Annotated in this window: 14 protein-coding genes; 4 read left to right on the top strand and 10 right to left on the bottom strand. The window is 64.5% G+C overall.

Translation table 11 applies throughout. From position 1 onward, the window contains the following. Positions 1-159 precede the first annotated feature (159 nt). The gene (gene typA, locus AC6JAM_RS15430) at positions 160-2,088 is read right to left on the bottom strand and encodes a translational GTPase TypA (RefSeq protein WP_018768610.1); all 1,929 of its coding nucleotides are present in this window, start codon (positions 2,086-2,088) and stop codon (positions 160-162) included. Positions 2,089-2,356: 268 nt separating this feature from the next. On the opposite strand from typA, the gene AC6JAM_RS15425 reads away from it, so the two are divergent. After that, positions 2,357-3,220 (top strand): SGNH/GDSL hydrolase family protein, encoded by an 864-nt coding sequence (locus tag AC6JAM_RS15425; RefSeq protein ID WP_268001695.1) that lies wholly within the window; start codon positions 2,357-2,359, stop codon positions 3,218-3,220. 58 nt (positions 3,221-3,278) lie between these two features. Here AC6JAM_RS15425 and AC6JAM_RS15420 read toward each other — a convergent pair whose 3' ends face one another. From AC6JAM_RS15420 to ychF, 6 genes are all read right to left on the bottom strand, one after another. Then, positions 3,279-4,985, bottom strand: a complete 1,707-nt coding sequence (locus tag AC6JAM_RS15420; RefSeq protein WP_497935213.1) for an ABC transporter ATP-binding protein — start codon at positions 4,983-4,985, stop codon at positions 3,279-3,281. A gap of 11 nt (positions 4,986-4,996) precedes the next feature. Beyond that, positions 4,997-5,941 (bottom strand): ABC transporter permease, encoded by a 945-nt coding sequence (locus tag AC6JAM_RS15415; protein ID WP_497935212.1) that lies wholly within the window; start codon positions 5,939-5,941, stop codon positions 4,997-4,999. After that, positions 5,931-6,860 (bottom strand): ABC transporter permease, encoded by a 930-nt coding sequence (locus AC6JAM_RS15410; RefSeq protein ID WP_142117098.1) that lies wholly within the window; start codon positions 6,858-6,860, stop codon positions 5,931-5,933. The genes AC6JAM_RS15415 and AC6JAM_RS15410 overlap by 11 nt, the downstream gene beginning before the upstream one ends. Positions 6,861-6,984: 124 nt before the next feature. Further along, positions 6,985-8,673 (bottom strand): peptide ABC transporter substrate-binding protein, encoded by a 1,689-nt coding sequence (locus AC6JAM_RS15405; protein ID WP_497935211.1) that lies wholly within the window; start codon positions 8,671-8,673, stop codon positions 6,985-6,987. Between the two features lie 286 nt (positions 8,674-8,959). Further along, entirely contained in the window at positions 8,960-10,720 is a 1,761-nt protein-coding gene (locus AC6JAM_RS15400) for an ABC transporter family substrate-binding protein (protein WP_497935210.1), read from the bottom strand. Between the two features lie 85 nt (positions 10,721-10,805). Beyond that, complete coding sequence (gene ychF, locus AC6JAM_RS15395) at positions 10,806-11,891, bottom strand: redox-regulated ATPase YchF (RefSeq protein ID WP_026265763.1); 1,086 nt, start codon at positions 11,889-11,891, stop codon at positions 10,806-10,808. 90 nt (positions 11,892-11,981) lie between these two features. Here ychF and AC6JAM_RS15390 point away from each other — a divergent pair, with 90 nt between their 5' ends. Further along, a complete protein-coding gene (locus AC6JAM_RS15390) occupies positions 11,982-13,211 on the top strand; it encodes a DNA recombination protein RmuC (protein WP_018769255.1) in 1,230 nt (409 codons plus the stop codon). A gap of 98 nt (positions 13,212-13,309) precedes the next feature. Here the strand turns inward: AC6JAM_RS15390 and AC6JAM_RS15385 are convergent, their stop codons facing one another. Next, positions 13,310-14,389, bottom strand: a complete 1,080-nt coding sequence (locus AC6JAM_RS15385; RefSeq protein WP_497935209.1) for a 4-hydroxy-3-methylbut-2-enyl diphosphate reductase — start codon at positions 14,387-14,389, stop codon at positions 13,310-13,312. 9 nt (positions 14,390-14,398) lie between these two features. Beyond that, the gene (locus AC6JAM_RS15380) at positions 14,399-15,250 is read right to left on the bottom strand and encodes a hypothetical protein (RefSeq protein ID WP_018769253.1); all 852 of its coding nucleotides are present in this window, start codon (positions 15,248-15,250) and stop codon (positions 14,399-14,401) included. Between the two features lie 164 nt (positions 15,251-15,414). On the opposite strand from AC6JAM_RS15380, the gene xseA reads away from it, so the two are divergent. After that, the gene (gene xseA, locus AC6JAM_RS15375; RefSeq protein ID WP_497935208.1) at positions 15,415-16,785 is read left to right on the top strand and encodes an exodeoxyribonuclease VII large subunit; all 1,371 of its coding nucleotides are present in this window, start codon (positions 15,415-15,417) and stop codon (positions 16,783-16,785) included. Further along, positions 16,782-17,000 (top strand): exodeoxyribonuclease VII small subunit, encoded by a 219-nt coding sequence (locus tag AC6JAM_RS15370; RefSeq protein ID WP_018769251.1) that lies wholly within the window; start codon positions 16,782-16,784, stop codon positions 16,998-17,000. The genes xseA and AC6JAM_RS15370 overlap by 4 nt, the downstream gene beginning before the upstream one ends. Before the next feature lie 65 nt (positions 17,001-17,065). On the opposite strand, the gene AC6JAM_RS15365 is transcribed toward AC6JAM_RS15370, so the two are convergent. After that, the gene (locus tag AC6JAM_RS15365; protein ID WP_497935207.1) at positions 17,066-17,920 is read right to left on the bottom strand and encodes a polyphosphate kinase 2 family protein; all 855 of its coding nucleotides are present in this window, start codon (positions 17,918-17,920) and stop codon (positions 17,066-17,068) included. Positions 17,921-17,950 lie beyond the last annotated feature (30 nt).

Below are 17,950 nucleotides of genomic sequence, written 5' to 3'. Positions count from 1 at the left end.
TGGAAACGGCTATGTGGAGAACGGACCCTGGCGCCGAAGTAGGCGCCCAGTGCGCCCACGCCGTCCCTGCGCATCGAGGCCTGGGTTGGCCGCGCCGCCCGGCTTAACGCAGAATGCCACCGGTGCAATACCGGTGGCATTCTTTGCGTTCAGGCGTTGCTATGCCTTGGCGCGGGCGCGGTTGGCCTTGGCGCGCTCGTTGGTGTCCAGGATGACCTTGCGGATGCGGATGGCTTCCGGGGTCACCTCGACGCACTCGTCCTCGCGGGCGAATTCCAGCGATTCCTCGAGGGTGAGCTCGCGCGGCGGGGTCAGGTTCTCGAAGGTGTCGGAGGAAGCGGCACGCATGTTGGTGAGCTTCTTTTCCTTGGTGATGTTGACGTCCATGTCGTCGGCGCGGGAGTTCTCGCCCACGATCATGCCCTCGTACACCTCGGAGGTGGGCTTCACGAAGAAGGAGCCGCGTTCCTGCAGGTTGATCATGGCGAACGGGGTCACAACACCGGCACGGTCAGCAACCATGGAGCCGTTGGTGCGGTACTCGATGGGGCCGGCCCAGGGCTCGTAGCCTTCGGAGATGGACGCTGCGATGCCGGCGCCGCGGGTGTCGGTGAGGAACCGGGTGCGGAAGCCGATCAGGCCGCGGGCGGGAACGATGAACTCCATGCGGCACCAGCCGGTGCCGTGGTTGGCCATGTTGGTCATCCGGCCCTTGCGGGCAGCCATCAGCTGCGTGACGGCGCCCAGGTATTCCTCGGGCACGTCGATGGTCATGTGCTCCATCGGCTCGTGGATCTTGCCGTCAACGGTCTTGGTGACAACCTGCGGCTTGCCAACGGTCAGTTCGAAGCCTTCACGGCGCATCTGCTCAACCAGGATGGCCAGCGCCAGCTCGCCACGGCCCTGGACTTCCCAGGCATCCGGACGCTCGGTGGGGAGCACCTTGATGGAGACGTTACCGATCAGTTCCTTGTCCAGGCGGTCCTTGACCTGGCGGGCGGTGACCTTGGCGCCCTTGACCTTGCCGGCCAGCGGCGAGGTGTTGATACCGATGGTCATGGAGATCGCGGGATCGTCCACGGTGATCAGCGGCAGCGGCTGCGGGTTCTCGGCGTCGGTCAGGGTCTCACCGATGGTGATTTCCTCGATGCCGGCGACGGCGACGATTTCGCCCGGTCCGGCGGATTCCGCCGGAACGCGGTCCAGCGCCTTGGTGGCCAGGAGTTCGGTGATCTTGACGTTCTTGAGTTCACCGTTGGCGCGGGCCCAGGCAACTGTCTGGCCCTTGCGCAGGGTGCCGTTGTAGATGCGCAGCAGCGCCAGGCGGCCCAGGAACGGGGAAGCGTCCAGGTTGGTGACGTGCGCCTGCAGGACACCTTCGGGGTTGTAGGTGGGAGCCGGGATGTGTTCGATGATGGTCTTGAACAGCGGCTCAAGGTCCTCGTTGTCCGGGGCGGCACCGTTGGCGGGCTGCTCCAGCGATGCGCGGCCAACCTTGGCGGCGGCGTAGACAACGGGAACTTCCAGGACCTTGTCCAGGTCCAGGTCCGGCACCTCGTCGGCAAGGTCGGAGGCCAGGCCCAGGAGCAGGTCCATGGACTCGTGGACCACTTCGTCGATGCGGGCATCGGGACGGTCGGTCTTGTTGACCAGCAGGATCACGGGAAGGTGCGCGGCAAGGGCCTTGCGCAGCACGAAGCGGGTCTGGGGCAGCGGGCCCTCAGAGGCGTCAACGAGGAGGACGACGCCGTCCACCATGGACAGGCCGCGCTCCACCTCGCCGCCGAAGTCGGCGTGGCCGGGGGTGTCGATGACGTTGATGGTGATGGTCTCGCCGTTGGAAGACGGACCGTTGTAGGCCACCGTAGTGTTCTTGGCCAGGATGGTGATGCCCTTTTCGCGCTCCAGGTCACCGGAGTCCATCACCCGGTCCTCAAGGTGGTTGTGCTCGGCAAAGGAGTTGGTCTGCTTGAGCATGGCGTCGACCAGGGTGGTCTTGCCGTGGTCAACGTGGGCCACAATCGCGACGTTGCGCAGGTCACTGCGCGATGCAGTGGCTACCGCGGTGTTGGTGGTGGTTTCAGACATGCGTAATGGCTCGATTCAGTGGAGTCAGCTGTTGTATCGCGACATTTCCAACTGGAACGCACGACGGACAAGGCCCTTGGCACAGGGCGCCTTCCTCTATTCTAGCCGCCCAGCCATTTGTTGGCCTAAATTCCGGCAGATTTGCCGGCGCCGGGAATGCCGCGATCAGGCCCAACCGATCCGGCATGTGACTAAGTTCACTCCCACTTCCGCGTACGTGGCATGATGACTGTGACACAGCCCACTTCCGAGACCGCCGGAGCCAACGATGCCCCCAGCCAAGGCCAGCACACCGCGGGGTGCCGCCCGGGCTGCCGCCGCCGCTGTGTCCGGCCTGGTCGCAGTATCGGCAGTGCTCGGACTCGCCGGCTGTGCACTGTCCGGGGACTCTCCCCAGGGCGGCCTGGCACGGGCGGCAGCCGGGCAGCCGGCGGACGGACAGGCGGCCGCGGGGCAAGCCGGCGGCGCAGGAGCGAAACCGGCCGTGGTGGCCACGTCCCGGATCCGCAATCCCGGAAACGGACGGCTCGAGGCGGTGGTTCCGGACATCAGCAGGACCGTGCTGCTGATTGGCGATTCACAGTCGGAACCCGCGGATGGCTGGCCGCGCCTGGGCCTCGCCGCTGCCGGCTACAACGTCTACTTCTGCGGCCGCGGCGGCACAGGCTTCGTGGCGGCGAACGGCTCCACGGGCAATTACATCGATGCCCTGCAGCGCGGGGACTGGCTGCTTCCCGCCGGAACGCCGGCACTGATCGTGATTGAGGGTGGCGGGAACGACGCCGCCGGGGGCGCCGGCAACGCGCAGATCGCAGGAAACGCCCAGCGGTTGCTTGCCGAACTGCGGACCCGCTATCCCGGCACGAGGATTGCCATGATAGGCACCCTGGCGCGGGGAGCAAACGACGGCGGTGGGCGCCGCAGCGAGGTGGACGCTCTGCTGGGTGCCGTGGCAGCAGCCAACGGACTTCCCTTTGTTTCCGTGGGCGACTGGCTCACCCGGTACGGACTGGCGAAAGACCTGGCGGATGCCGTCCACATGAACGCCGAAGGCCGTGTGGCGCTCGGTGGGATTCTTGAGCACAGGCTGCGCGAACTGGGACTGGACCGGAAACCGGCAGTGGAGCAGTGAAACAGCTTGAGCCGGGACCCGAAGATCCCGGCTCAAGCCGTTCAGCGAAAACGTTCCGCTACGCCACCTCAGGAGGAAGCATCAGCTTCGCACCGGGGATGGCGTTCAGCAGCGCTTTGGTGTAGTCCTGCTTAGGCGCTTCGAAGACGTCGTCTGTGGACCCGGTTTCCACCAGGCGGCCCTTCTCCATCACGCACACGTGGTCTGCGATCTGCCGGACGACGGCAAGGTCATGCGTGATGAACAGGTAGGTCAGTCCAAGGTTGGCCTGCAGGTCGGCAAGCAGGTTGAGCACCTGGGCCTGCACCAGCACGTCCAGCGCAGAGACAGCCTCGTCACAGATGATGACTTCGGGGTCCAGCGCCAGCGCCCTGGCAATGGCAACGCGTTGCCGCTGCCCGCCTGACAGCTCGTTCGGATACCGCTGCATGGCGGACTGGGGCAGCGCCACCTGGTCCAGCAGCGTCCGGACTTTCTTTTCCCGGCTGGCCTGGTCGCCGATCTTGTGGACCCGCAGCGGTTCCTCGATGGTGCGGTAGATGTTGTACATCGGATCGAGCGAACCGTACGGGTCCTGGAAGATCGGCTGGACCCGCCTGCGGAACTTGAACAGTTCGGCAGGCTTCAGGGCGGAGGTGTCGACGCCGTCGAACAGGATCCTGCCGTCCGTCGGCTTCTCAAGCTGGAGCACCATCTTGGCCACTGTGGACTTGCCGGAACCCGACTCCCCCACGATCGCCGTCGTGGTGCCACGCCGGACGTCGAAGCTCACGCCGTCGACGGCGGCGAAGTCCGTGGTCTTGCCCAGCCCCTGGCGGAGCTTGTACACCTTCCGCAGGTCCTGGATCTGCAGGAAGGTATCGGACTTCACCGTTTCAGCGGCGGGCGCAAGGAGGTCCGCCGTCTCCACGCCCTGCTCCTTGGCCACCTGGATACGGCGGCTGGCAAGCGACGGAGCGGACTCCACGAGCCGCTTGGTGTAGGGGTGCTGCGGGTTGCGGAGAAGTTCCAGCGACGGTCCCGCTTCAACGACGCGGCCCTGGTACATGACCACGACCTTGTCCGCGCGCTCGGCTGCAAGGCCCAGGTCGTGGGTGATCAGCAGGACCGAGGTGCCCAGCTCGTTGGTCATGGTTTCCAGGTGGTCCAGGATCTGCCGCTGGACGGTGACGTCGAGGGCCGACGTCGGTTCGTCCGCGATCAGCAGGCGTGGCTGGCAGGACAGGCCAATCGCGATCAGCGCGCGCTGGCGCATGCCGCCCGAGAACTCGTGCGGGTACTGGTTGGCCCGCCGCTTGGCATCCGGCAGGCCTGCCTGGGAGAGCACCTTGGCGATGTCGTCCGGCCCGCTGGGACGGCCGTTCGCCTTCAGAGTTTCCCTCACCTGGTAACCGATCTTCCACACGGGGTTCAGGTTGGACATGGGGTCCTGCGGGACCATGCCGATGGTGTTGCCGCGCAGTTCGATCATGCGGTGCTCGCTGGCGTGGGCGATGTCCTCGCCGTCGAGCAGGATCTGTCCACTGGACACCCTGCCGTTGTTGGGCAGGAGGCCGATGGCTGCCAGGGCAGTGGTGGACTTTCCGGAGCCGGACTCCCCCACGATCGCGACGGTTTCGCCGGGCATGATGGTCAGGTGCGCGTCCCGGACAGCCTGGACTTCACCGCCGCCGGTCTTGAAGGTGATGGCCAGGTCACGGATTTCGAGCAGCGGCCTGACGCCGGTGGTGCCGGCCTCATCGATGCGGACTTCTGGAGTTGTCATCTCTTTATCTCTCATCGCTGACGGCTCTTCGGGTCAAGGGCGTCGCGCACGGCGTCGCCCAGCATGATGAAGCTCAACACCGTAAGGGAGAGCGCGGCGGCCGGGTAGAGCATGATCTGCGGATGCGTTCGTATGGACGTCTGTGCTGCGGAGATATCGTGCCCCCAGGACATAACCCCCTCGGGCAACCCAATCCCCAGGAACGAAAGGGTGGCTTCCGCCACGATGAATACGCCGAGTTCGAGGGTGGCAAGAACAATCACAGGTGCGAGGGCGTTCGGAAGGACGTGCTTCACCAGCGTTCCGAATTTCGAGACACCCAGGGCACGGGCTGCTGTCACGAAGTCCGCATTGCGCACCTCGATGACAGCGCCCCGGGTGATGCGGGCCATTTGCGGCCACGCCAGGAGCGAGATGACAAAGACCACGGTCCAAACACTCTTGTTTTCCCTGAACATGGGCAACTGTGTGATGACAAGCGCCCCGAGGATCAAAGGCAAGGCGAAAAAGATGTCACCAAGACGCGCGAGGATGGTGTCCAGCCAACCGCCATAGAAGCCGGCGAGGGCACCGAAGGTCACCCCGATGACCAGGACGCAGAGGACGGAAAGGATACCTACCGATAGTGAAGCCTGCGTGCCGTGGACGACCCTGGAGTAAACGTCGCAGCCCTGGAAGGTGAAGCCGAATGGATGCCCTGGCGCAGGTCCGCCTTCTGAGTTTGCGAGCTCGCAGCCCTCGTTCGGCGGCACCGACGAGAACAAGCCAGGGAACAGCGCTACGACGATCAGCACCAGGATAAGAAAAGCCGAAATGATGAACAGCGGACGACGGCGAAGCTTGCGCCAGGCGTCTGCCCAAAGGCTGAGCGGGGCCTGGTCAGTCTTGACGGCGTCCGTCGCCTGCAGCGGCGTCTCGTCGATGGGGGCCACAAAGTGGCTGTTGTTACTGGTCATAGCGGATCCTCGGGTCAAGCCAGGCGTACAGGAGATCGACAAGCAGGTTGGCCACCACGAACACCAGCACCAGCACGCTGACGATGGAGACGATGGTGGGTCCCTCAGTGCGAAGGACAGCCTGGTAGAGCTTGTTGCCTACGCCGGGAACATTGAAGATGCCCTCGGTAACAATGGCGCCGCCCATCAGGCCGCCGAGGTTGGCGCCCAGGTAGGTCACCACCGGGATCAGCGAGTTGCGCAGGATGTGCGCCAGGACCACCCGGGGCCGGGAAAGGCCCTTGGCGGTGGCTGTCCGGACGAAGTCGGCGTTCATGCCCTCGCTGACTGACGCACGGGTCAGGCGGAGGACATAGGCGAACGAGACAAGTCCCAGGACTACTGCCGGTAGCAGCAGATTTCCCCAGTCCGCATTGGCTCCTACTGTGGGTTTGGCCCAGCCGAGCTGGACGCCGAAGACGAGCTGGAAGACGAAGCCCAGCACGAAGGTGGGGACGGCGATAACCACCAGCGAGGCCACGAGGACGGTGGAGTCGAACCAGCCGCCGCGGCGGAGACCGGCGAAGACGCCGAACGCCACTCCGAAGACGGCCTGAATAATCAGCGCCTCGACCGCGAGCATGGCGGTCACGGGGAAGACCCGGGCCAAAGTGGCCGCGATGGGCTGTCCCGTGAAGTCATTGCCAAGGTTAAAGGTGAAAAGGTTCTTGAGAAACAGGCCGTACTGGACCCAGAACGGCTGGTCCAGGTTGTACTGGCTGCGCAGGGTGTCGATGACTGACTGCGGGGGCTGTCGGTCGCCGAAGAGCGCCGCGATGGGGTCGCCGGGCAGGGCGAACACCATGTAGTAGACGAGCAGCGTGGTGCCGAGGAAGACAGGGATCACCTGCAGGAGTCGGCGAAGAATAAACCGGACCACAGGATTACCTGCCTTCCGGTAGAGGGGAGAACGGGTTCATGAGTGCCTTCCTGCCGTGGCAAGCGAATGGGGGCCCGGCTGTAACCGGACCCCCAGTGCGCCTCACAACAAGTTAGATCTGGAGCTACTTTGCCGTGATGTTGTAGTAGAGAATTTCGCCGTTCCAGCCGGTCTCGGCCTTCGCAACGTTGTTGCTCCACACAATTGCCTTGGCATAGTCCCAAAGCGGCAGGCCCGGAAGGTCCTGGAACAGAACCTCCTGTGCCTGGTTGAACTTGGCGTTCGCGTCATCCGTGCTCTTGGCGGCGAGGCCCTCCTTGAGCAGCTTGTCGAACTCGGGGTTCGAGTACTTCTCGTAGTTGGAGGAAGCGCCCGTTGCCCAGACCGGTCCCAGGAAGTTGTACAGCGACGGGTAGTCACCCTGCCAGCCGGCGCGGGTCAGGCCGGGCAGCTGCTGGGACTTGCGGAGGTTCAGAACTTCAGCGAACTTGGCGAAGGGCTGGATTTCAGCCTGGATGCCGAGGTTGTTCTTGAAGCCGTTGGCGACGGCGTCGATCCATTCCTTGTGGCCGCCGTCGGTGTTGGAGGCGATCTGGAGCGGCTTGGAGCTGTCGTAAGGCTTGATCTTTTCAGCCTGCGTCCAGAGGTCCTTTGCCTTGGCGGCGTCGAATTTCAGGACTTCGCTGCCCTTAAGGCCTTCCTTGAAGCCATCGATGACCGGCGGGGCAAAGGCCTTGGCCGGGGTGCGGGTGCCGTTGAAGACAACCTTCGTGATTTCTTCACGGTTGATGGCGTAGGACAGGGCCTGGCGGCGCAGCTTTCCGGCTTCACCCTGGAAGTTCGGGTTGTAGCCCGGAATATTCAGCGTGGCGTTGGTGGCAACAGGCTTGGTGGCGTTGCGGTCCGGGAAGTCGTTGACATAGGTCTTTGTGGCGTTGGACGGCAGAACATCGGTGATGTCGAGGTTATCGGCCTGCAGGTCCGTGTACGCGGGGCCCGGGTCGGTATAGAACTTGAAGGTGATACCACCGTTTTTGGCCTCACGCGGGCCCTTGTAGTCAGCGTTCTTTACCAGGGCAATCGACTGGTCATGGACCCAGGCTCCCTGCTTTTCGAACTTGTAGGGACCATTGCCGATGGGGTTCTCCCCAAAGGTCTTCGGGTCCGCCAGCGCGGCCGAGGGCAGCGGGTAGAAGGCGGAGTACCCCAAGCGCAGGGACCAGTCGGCCTCAGGCTGGGTGAGCTTGACCGTGATCGTGGAATCATCAGTTGCTGCCAGGCCGGACATCTTGTCGGCCTTGGGAGCGGGCGTGGTGGTGGTCTTGCCGTCCGCGGATTTCTCCGTAGTTACGGCTGAGACGTCCTCATAGCCGGCGATGGACTCGAAGAAGAAGCTGTTGTTCTGCAGGTTCTTGGAGTTGGCCGCAAAGTTCCAGGAGTCGACGAAGGTCTTGGCGGTGATGGCTTCACCATTGGTGAACTTCTGGCCCTGCTTGACCTTGATGGTCCAGTTCTGTGCGTCGGAGGAGTCGATGGACTCGGCCAGCGAGTTCACTGCTTTGCCGTCGGCATCATACGTGCGGAGGCCTTCGAAAAGCAGGTTGATGACGCGGCCGCCATTCGTTTCATTGGTGTTTGCCGGCAGCAACGGGTTTTGCGGTTCGCTGTTGTAAGCGGTGATCACCTTGTTCGGGTCGCCGGCAGCGTTGCTGGACCCGTTGGTGCTGCCGCCGCCGCCGGCGCCGCACCCGGTCAGGGCAAGCGCGGTGATGGCCACGATGCCCAGTGCTTTGGAAGTGCGCGTAAAACGCATTCCGCCTCCTATGAGTTGTGGGAGAGATGTATAGGGGAATCTTGTGCTTCCCTGCAGGCCGGACGCAGCACACCGCTGTGACGAAACCTACATATACGGGTTAGCCTAACCGCACAAAGTCCAGATACTGGTACTCCGTTGCCAAACCGTGACCGGCGCAGTCAAATGCCCCAGGCCACAGTGGATAGTTAGGCACGTCACATGCTACTCGCCGGTAAGCCAGACGGCGAATCGGCTGGCGCGGCTAGCCGCAAGGGCCGGAAGACCTAAAGGAAACGCGGCTGCGTCAGGACAGACGCCAGTCCCATACGTTCCACCACACACCGAGGGGGCCGGGACTGGTCTTCACGCCGGCCACCCTGGAGTTGAAGGCAGTTGTGCCGAGGGTTTGGTAGAGGGGCAGCCCGTACGCGTCCTCCCAGACGTGCTTGTCGATCTCGGCCAGGAGTTCGTCCTGTTTGCCCAGATCCGTGGTCTGGGACAGTTGTTCCATGACCTTGTCCGCGTCGCCGTCGGAATAGCCCGTGAAGTTGCTGCCTGCCCCGGTGCGGAAGATCTGCGGCACCCGGCTCACGCCGGCCTCGGTCCCAATCCATCCGGACAAGGCGGCGTCATAGCCGCCCCGGCTCAAGGCAGCTGCCCAGTCGGCACTCCCCTGGCCACCGTCCACCACCCGGAATCCTGCCAGGACGGCCGAGTCGCGGATCAGGGTGAACGCCCTGGCACGGTTGGGATTGTCGCGGTTGTAGAGAATCCGGACAGTGGGGGTTGCGCCCTTCAGGAGGCTCTTTGCGGCGTCGATGTCCACCTTGGCGTAGTTTGAGGAGCCGTTGTTCTTTACCGTCTCTTCGTATTTGGGCTGTCCAGGCAGGAAGACCTGCGAGTCCAGCGGCTTGCTGTCCGGCACCTGGTTTCCCAGCACTGCGTCCACGATTGCCTGCCGTGGAACCGTCTTGAGGAACGCTTCCCGGACGTCCTTGTCGGCGAACGGTCCGGCGAAGTTGAGGTCCAGGTGGTCGTAGCCGGACTGCTTGTACCGTTCAACGGTGATGCCTTGGCCGGACAGGCCCGTGAGGAGATTGTCCGTGGCAGCCGAGGGCCGGGGCGAGATAATGTCTGCCTGCCCGTTGCGCAGGGCATCAACTGCGGCCGGCACTGCCCCGGTGAACCTGACGTTGATCTCGTCCAGCCAGGGTTCGGAACCCCAGACGTAGTCCCGGTTCCGGACCAGCTTCATTGAAACCTCCGGGACGATGTCGCGGACAATGTAGGGGCCGCTGGACAGGTAGAGTGCCGGATCGTCGGGAATGGATTTTGTATCGAAACCGGTATTCCAGAAGTCGCTGACCTTCTTGAGCGCGGGGTTCGATGCCGGCTTTTCCGGATTGCCCCGCGGGGTGTCCTTGAGGAGATCAACCAGGTCCTCCTCATCGTTCAGCCCGCTCTTGGCGGCGACGACGTGGGCCGGGAGGCCGACGTCGAACGCCACTTCCCAGTCGGCATACGGTGCTGCGTACTCGATGGTGATGGACCGGCCGTCCGAGCCGATTTCAGGAAACTGGGTGCCTGCCAGCCCGGTGGTGTCAGACGCCACGGAGAAGTACTTGGTTCCCTTCCCGGCCGCTGGATCGACGTCGTCGAAGTAGCCTGACCCGGCGGCCCAGCTTAGTAGCAGGTCGGCCGCGCCAATTGGCGCACCGTCCGACCACTTGACGCCCTCGTTGACTGTGTACTTCACCTTGAGCGGCTGGTCGGAGACCTTTTCGAAGTGCCCGAACTTGTCATTGCGGACAACTTTGGAGCTGTCATCGAGGTAGTAGAAGCCGGAGTGGGTAATGGCACCGATCTTCGAGTTGATGTCGGTATTGCCGTTGGCGCTGTAGGGGTTGAACGAGGAGAAGGCATTGACCTCTGCCACCGTCACGCTGCCGCCGCGCTTCGCCTCCCCCACCACCACCGAGGGGGCACTGGTGCCTGAGCAGCCTGAAAGAACCAGGGCAGCCGCCAATACGGCGATGAGCAACTGCATCAGACGCCGGACCGGCATGCCGCCTCCTTGTGTTTTCCCTCTCCGGAGGGGACTGGGTCGCCACGATCACGCCCTACAGACTCAGGATAAGCCGTCCGGCCGGTCAGACGTTGAAGCGGAACTCCACCACGTCGCCGTCGGCCATGACGTATTCCTTGCCTTCGATGCGGACCTTCCCGCGGGACTTTGCTTCAGCCATGGAGCCGGCCTCCACGAGGTCGTTGAAGGAGACCACCTCGGCTTTGATGAATCCGCGCTGGAAGTCGGAGTGGATGACGCCGGCGGCCTGCGGTGCCGTGTCCCCCTGCCGGATGGTCCAGGCCCGCGCTTCCTTGGGCCCGGCAGTGAGGTACGTCTGCAGCCCCAAGGTGTGGAAGCCGACGCGCGCCAGCTGGTCCAGGCCGGATTCGTCCTGGCCGTTCATCTCGAGCATCTCGCGGGCCTCTTCCTCGTCGAGTTCCACGAGGTCTGCTTCGAGCTTTGCGTCAAGGAAGATGCAGTCCGCGGGGGCCACCATGGCGCGCAGCTCCTCCTGCTTTTCCGGGCTGCCCAGGATGGCTTCATCCGCATTGAAAACGTAGATGAAGGGTTTGGCCGTCAGCAGCCCCAGCTCCTTGAGGTGCTCCATCTCCAGCTTGTCGCTCTTGATGGAGGAGTAGATGGTGTCACCCCGTTCCAGGACCGCCTGCGCGGCCTTGATGGCCGCAAGCTCGGCGGCCTCCCGCTTCTTGATCTTGACTTCCTTTTCGATCCGCGGGATGGCCTTTTCGATGGTCTGCAGGTCGGCGAGGATCAGCTCGGTGTTGATGGTTTCCATGTCCGAGCGGGGATCCACCTTGCCGTCGACGTGCACCACGTCGGGGTCATCGAAGACCCGGACAACCTCGGCGATGGCTTCAGCCTCGCGGATGTTGGCCAGGAACTGGTTGCCCAGCCCCTCCCCCTCCGACGCACCCTTGACGATGCCTGCGATGTCGACGAAGGACACGGCGGCAGGCAGGACACGCTGCGAGCCGAAGATCCCGGCGAGCTTCTGGAGCCTGGGGTCCGGGAGGTTCACTACACCGACGTTCGGTTCAATGGTGGCGAACGGGTAGTTCGCGGCCAGGACCTGGTTGCGGGTGAGCGCGTTGAAGAGGGTTGATTTGCCGACGTTGGGCAGTCCGACGATGCCAATAGTTAGAGCCACGAACATTGATTCTACCCGTCCGGCCCCGGCAGCCCCTACCGGGGAATGTCATTGCCTTTGATTGTCAGAGGCCCGTGCAACAGTGAAGCCATGGATGCTTTTGCCTTGATTCTGGCCCTTCTCATGCTGCTGCTTGGTGCGCTTGCCGGCGCCGCGGCCACTTATTTCTCCCTGCGCAGGAACTCGCATGCCTTGGAGGCGGACTTTGACCAGGTGTCGTCCCGCCTTTCGGAGGTCACGGCGCAGCTGGCAGCGGCCGACGCCGAGCGGCGGCTATTGGCGGTGCAGAACCGTGAGCTGGGCGAGGCCAGGACGCAGGACGGCAGTGTCCTGCGCGCGCTGGCCCCGGTGGCGGAGAAGCTGTCCGCTGTCCAGCAGCAGGTGGCGCTGCTGGAGCGGGACCGGGTGGAACAGTACGGCCAACTGGCGCAGCAGCTGCAGGAGGCAAGGCTTTCCGATGAACAGCTCATCCGGTCCACGCATGCCCTGGAATCGGCCCTGCGTTCCAACAGCGCCAGGGGCCAGTGGGGCGAGGTGCAGCTGCGGCGTGTAGTGGAGGCCGCGGGGATGCTGCGCCACGTGGACTTTGTGGAACAGGTGCACAGCGCCGGCCAGGACTCGGCTGTCCGCCCGGACCTGGTGGTGCAGTTGCCGGGCGACAAGCAGCTGGTGGTGGATGCCAAAGTCCCGTTGTCGTCCTACCTTGAGGCACAGGAACTGGGTGCGGTGGATCCGCGCGCCGGCCAGCCCTCCGGACTCCAGTCGGTAAGTGATGGGCGGAACCGGCAGGCGCTGCTGGCGGCGCATGCCAAGGCCCTGAGGGCGCACGTTGACGCATTGGGCACCAAGAAATACTGGGACATCCCGGGAAACTCTCCGGAACTGGTGGTCTGTTTCATTCCGGCCGAATCCATCCTGGCGGCAGCACTGACTGCCGACGCCGGGCTCCTGGATTACGCGTTGTCCCGCAACGTGGTCCTTGCGTCGCCGAGCACCCTGCTGGCCGTGCTGAAGTCGGTGGCATTCACGTGGCGCCAGGACGTACTGACGGACAGTGCACGTGAGTTGTTCGAGCTCGCGCGGCAGCTGTACGACCGGATGGGCACCCTGGGTGAAAACGTCACCAAACTGGGCTCTTCCCTCAAGTCTTCGGTGGACCGTTACAACGCCATGGTGGGCACCCTGGAAGCCAGGGTGCTGCCCACTGCCCGGAAGCTCAACACGCTCGAGGAGTCCGGCCTGGTGACACCTCCTGTTGTGGAGGTGACGCCGCGCTCGCTGGTGGCACCCGAACTCCAGGGCGACGGCGAGGCCGCCTGACAACGGGCCGCGGATGCAGGACGGGCCGGGCAGTCGTGTGACTGCCCGGCCCGTCTTTTACGTCTGGTTGGCGTCCGGCTGCTGATAATGCAGGGGACTCAGCTGCGGGGCCGGCGTCCGCCAAGGGCGCGGCTGACGTCGCCGGCCTGCTTCAGGGTTGCGCGGAGTTCCTTGGGCAGCGAGAACAGGAGGTCTTCCTCTGCCGTGACCACTTCCTCCACCGCGCCGTAGCCATAGTCTGCCAGGAGCCTGAGGACGTCCTGGACCAGGACTTCCGGAACCGAAGCCCCGGATGTGACGCCCACGGTAGCGACGCCCTCGAACCAGGCTTCGTCAACCTCGTTGGCGAAGTCCACCCGGTAGGAGGCTTTGGCGCCGTACTCAAGTGCCACCTCCACCAGGCGGACGGAGTTCGACGAGTTGGCCGAGCCCACCACGATCACCAGGTCCGCCTTGGGTGCGATCTTCTTGATGGCGACCTGCCGGTTGGTGGTGGCGTAGCAAATGTCATCGCTGGGCGGGTCCTGCAGGGTGGGGAACCGCTCCTTGAGCAGCCGGACGGTCTCCATGGTCTCGTCGACGCTCAGCGTGGTCTGCGAGAGCCAGATGACCTTCTCGGGGTCACGGACAGTCACCTTGTCCACTTCATGGGGACCGTTGATGATCTGGATGTGTTCCGGCGCTTCACCGGAGGTGCCTTCCACTTCCTCATGCCCGTCGTGGCCGATCAGGAGGATGTCGAAATCGTCCTTGGCGAAGCGGACGGCTTCCTTGTGCACTTTGGTAACCAGCGGACACGTGGCATCAATGGTGCGCAGGCCGCGGTCTTCGGCGGATTCGACCACTGCGGGGGAAACGCCGTGGGCGGAGAAAATCACCAGCGCGCCTTCGGGCACTTCGTCCGTCTCCTCCACGAAGATGGCGCCCTTTTCCTCCAGGGAGCTGACCACGTGGACGTTGTGGACGATCTGCTTGCGGACATACACGGGCGGCCCGTAGTGTTCCAGTGCCTTTTCGACGGCGATCACGGCCCGGTCAACGCCTGCACAGTAGCCACGGGGGGCAGCCAACAGCACCTTCTTGGTGCCGTTCACGGGGGCCGCCGCTGCTACGTCCTCAGGCGAGCGGCGCCTGCGTGGAATGGTTGGCATCGAGAGGGGTACAGCCGAGGTGGTCATTCCTCCATGCTACCGGCTGGCCCGCGCCCGTTTCCGGGATGCGAACAACGTCACAACGCCTGCTGCCATAAGAACGCCACCTGTCACCGTGGCCGCTGCGATCCACGTCTGGAAATCGGTGCCTGCGGCGGCCAGGAACTCGTCACGGAACATGTTGGCCACCGCATTGCCGGTGTCCGTGGCCTGGGCACGGGCCGAACCCAGCTGTAAGGCCAAGCCCCACGCCCCGGCAAGGGCAAGTCCGCCGAGTCCGGCTGCCAGCAGCACGGTCCAGCGGCGCCGTGCCGCGACGAGAGCCAGCAGGAACGCTATGGCTGAACCGATGGCCAGGATGTAGCCCATGGGTGCGTACGTGGCCAGCCGCTCGGTCCATTGCCGCTGAACGGGCTGGCCGACATTGATCAGCGTTTGCTCCGGAGGGTCGAGGGGAAGCCGGGTGGTGCGGGAGATCTCCTCCGAGCCGAGGGCAACCAACGGGGCGACGTCGAGGGTTAACGAGGATGCCGAGGCACCGCCCTGCGGACTGGCCGCCGGGTCGGCGAAACTTAGGCGGTGGCTCCGGCGGAGCGTCTCCTCCCACGCCGCCGGATAGCCGGGAAGCCCGGTCAGGGACTCCGCCGCCTTCTCGAGCATCGGCTGGACCAGCCCGGACAGGAAACCGGGGACAGATCCGGTATCGATCGTTCCCACCGCCGCCGCAGCGAGTTTCCTTTGGAAGTCTGAGTCCTTGCCGAGTGGAGCTGCAAGGCGGACAAACCCGTCTTCCTGGACAATGTTCCGGTCCACCCACATGGCGGGAACCGCAACGGCGGCCAGGAGGATGCCCAGCACGGTGGCGATGGCAGAAACAAAAGTGCGCACAACAGGTCCTTCGGGGTTGGGGGCCTTACCCCATCCTAGGCAGGGTGGAAGGGCCGTCCCTGTCAGTGCCCGGTGCTACACCTTATGGATAAGGTTGATTGACCGCCCACAACAGATGAAGGACCGCATGCCCGCAGCACCAGCAGCCTCCCAACGGCGTCCGCATGTCTGACCAGGCCTCCCTTCCGGGTGCGGCGCCCACTACCCTGCCGGCCACAGCGGCGGAAACCAGCCCGGACAACCCCTGGCCGCTGCAGCTGTTGTCGCAGAAGCTTAAGGCGCATATCGACCGCACCCCGTCGGCATGGGTGGAAGGCCAGGTCATCGAGCTGAACCGCCGCGGCACCAACGCCTACCTCACGCTTCGCGACGTGGACGCAGAGGTGTCCCTTCCCGCGTCGGTGTGGACCAAGGTGCTGGAACGGCAGAATCTGCCGCTGGAGCGCGGTTCACGGGTGGTGGCCCTGCTGAAACCGGAGTTCTGGTTGAAGACGGGCAGGCTCAACATGCTGGTGCGGGACATTCGGCCCGTGGGATTGGGCGACTTGCTGGCCAGGATCGAGCGGCTGCGCCAGGCGTTGGCGGCTGAGGGCTTGTTTGCCGACTCACGGAAGAAACCGCTGCCCCTGCTGCCTCACCGCATCGGCCTGATCACCGGGCGGGATTCGGACGCCAAGAAGGACATCCTGCGCAACGCAGCCCTGCGGTGGCCGGCGGTGGAGTTTGAGATCCGCGAGGTTGCTGTCCAGGGGAATACCGCCGTGGCCCAGGTGGTCCGCGCCCTGCGGGAACTGGACGCCCGGCCTGAGGTGGACGTCATTGTCATCGCCCGGGGCGGCGGGGCGCTGGAAGACCTCTTGCCGTTCAACAGCGAGGAACTGGTCCGGGCAGTGGCTGCCGCCGCCACGCCCGTGGTGAGTGCCATCGGGCATGAGGCCGACCGGCCGCTGCTGGATGATGTTGCAGACCTCCGGGCTTCCACCCCCACCGACGCCGCCAAGCGGATTGTTCCCGAAGTCTCGGAAGAACTCGCCGGCGTGCACCAGGCGCGGGAACAACTGCGGCGGTGCATGGACCGGCTGGTGGACCGGGAGTCGGACCGGCTGGCGGCCCTGCATTCCCGGCCCGTCATGGCGGCACCCGAAGGAATGGTCTCCGTCCGGGCCGAGGAAATCGAGCGGCTGCTGCGGCGGTCCTCTGCGGCCGTGAGCTCCACCGTGGTGCGGGCAGCGGACCAGCTTGAACACCTGAAAGCCCAGGTCCGGGCCCTCTCGCCCCAAAAGACGCTTGACCGGGGATACGCCGTCGTCGAACTGGCAGGCGACCAGGCCGCCCGGATCGCCCAGGCCGGCCACGCCGTTGTCCGCCGTCCTGCCGAAGCGCCGGCGGGGGCCGCCCTGTCCATCCGCGTGGCAGAGGGGCGCTTCGGAGCCACGTCCACCGGCACCATGTCCACCGGGGCCATGTCCACCGGGGCCGGCGGGTCACAATCAGGAAACCCCGACCACCACCAGGAATTGGAAGAGAAGTCATGACCGAACAGAAACCTGAGTCCGACGTCGCAGCCCTGAGCTACGAGGAAGCGCGGGAGCAGCTCATAGCAGTGGTGGGCAGGCTGGAGGCAGGAGGGGCAAGCCTGGAGGAGTCCCTGGCCCTGTGGGAACGAGGTGAGGCGCTGGCGGTACGCTGCGAGGAGTGGCTGGAGGGCGCCCGGAAGCGGCTGGCTGCAGCCCGGGACCAGCCGCTTTAGGCAAACCCGCAAGCGGGGAAAACCAAACAGGGAAGCTGAAGCAGGACCACGGCCAAGGACGGCTCTCAGGAACGGGCCACCAGCTCCCGCTCGGCAGCTACGTCGAACTCGGCCTTGGGCCACTCCAGCTTCAGGCCGGACAAGGCGCCGAGCAGCAGCTGCTGGACCGCGATCCGGGCGAACCACTTCTTGTTGGCCGGAACAACATGCCATGGCGCGTTGGGCGTACTCGTTTCGTCGATGGCCGCCTGGTATGCGGCCATGTAGTCCTCCCAGTGGGCCCGCTCGTCCAGGTCTCCCCTGCTGTACTTCCAGTGCTTGGAAGGATCATCCAGCCGGGCCAGCAGCCTCTCCTTTTGCTCCGCACTGCTGATGTGGAGCATCACCTTGATGATCTTCGTCCCCGAGTCGGCCAGCCGTGTTTCAAACTCATTAATGGCCACGTAGCGCCGCTTGATCTCGTCCGGGGTGGCCCATCCGTGGACGCGATGGATGAGAACGTCCTCGTAGTGGGAGCGGTCGAACACACCCACCATTCCGGCCGCCGGCACTTCCTTTTCGACCCGCCACAGGAAGTCGTAGGACTTCTCCTCGTCGGTGGGCGCCTTGAATGCCTTGAACTGGACGCCCTGAGGGTTCATCGCCGCCATGACATGGCTGACGATTCCGCCCTTGCCGGCGGTGTCCATGGCCTGCAGGATCAACAGGATCCGCTTGGTCCCCCCGAACCGGGATTCGGCAAAGAGCTTTTCCTGCAACCCGGAAAGTTCATCGTCCATCTCCGCCAGCAGCAGCCGGCCGTCAGCCTTGTTGCCGCTGTACCCGGGGGTCGAGTCCGGGTCCACTGCGGCAAGGGAGAACCCCTCCCCGGCCCGAAGGGTTTCAGCAGGATGCTGGTCGAAGCCGACGACGCGGGCCATGGGAGTCCTTTCCGCAAGGTTGCACGGACC

It is taken from the genome of Arthrobacter sp. GmRoot5-12, from assembly GCF_059739365.1.
This window is presented reverse-complemented; position numbering and strand designations above follow the sequence as displayed.

What these genes read in the sequence shown, in the direction of transcription:
- AC6JAM_RS15400 (WP_497935210.1), bottom strand. Translation starts at nt 10,720, where the DNA reads ATGCCGGTCCGGCGTCTGATGCAGTTGCTCATCGCCGTATTGGCGGCT.
- AC6JAM_RS15385 (WP_497935209.1), bottom strand. Translation starts at nt 14,389, where the DNA reads ATGACCACCTCGGCTGTACCCCTCTCGATGCCAACCATTCCACGCAGG.
- xseA (WP_497935208.1), top strand. Translation starts at nt 15,415, where the DNA reads ATGTCTGACCAGGCCTCCCTTCCGGGTGCGGCGCCCACTACCCTGCCG.
- AC6JAM_RS15415 (WP_497935212.1), bottom strand. Translation starts at nt 5,941, where the DNA reads ATGACCAGTAACAACAGCCACTTTGTGGCCCCCATCGACGAGACGCCG.
- AC6JAM_RS15420 (WP_497935213.1), bottom strand. Translation starts at nt 4,985, where the DNA reads ATGACAACTCCAGAAGTCCGCATCGATGAGGCCGGCACCACCGGCGTC.
- typA (WP_018768610.1), bottom strand. Translation starts at nt 2,088, where the DNA reads ATGTCTGAAACCACCACCAACACCGCGGTAGCCACTGCATCGCGCAGT.
- AC6JAM_RS15390 (WP_018769255.1), top strand. Translation starts at nt 11,982, where the DNA reads ATGGATGCTTTTGCCTTGATTCTGGCCCTTCTCATGCTGCTGCTTGGT.
- AC6JAM_RS15365 (WP_497935207.1), bottom strand. Translation starts at nt 17,920, where the DNA reads ATGGCCCGCGTCGTCGGCTTCGACCAGCATCCTGCTGAAACCCTTCGG.
- AC6JAM_RS15425 (WP_268001695.1), top strand. Translation starts at nt 2,357, where the DNA reads ATGCCCCCAGCCAAGGCCAGCACACCGCGGGGTGCCGCCCGGGCTGCC.
- AC6JAM_RS15405 (WP_497935211.1), bottom strand. Translation starts at nt 8,673, where the DNA reads ATGCGTTTTACGCGCACTTCCAAAGCACTGGGCATCGTGGCCATCACC.
- AC6JAM_RS15370 (WP_018769251.1), top strand. Translation starts at nt 16,782, where the DNA reads ATGACCGAACAGAAACCTGAGTCCGACGTCGCAGCCCTGAGCTACGAG.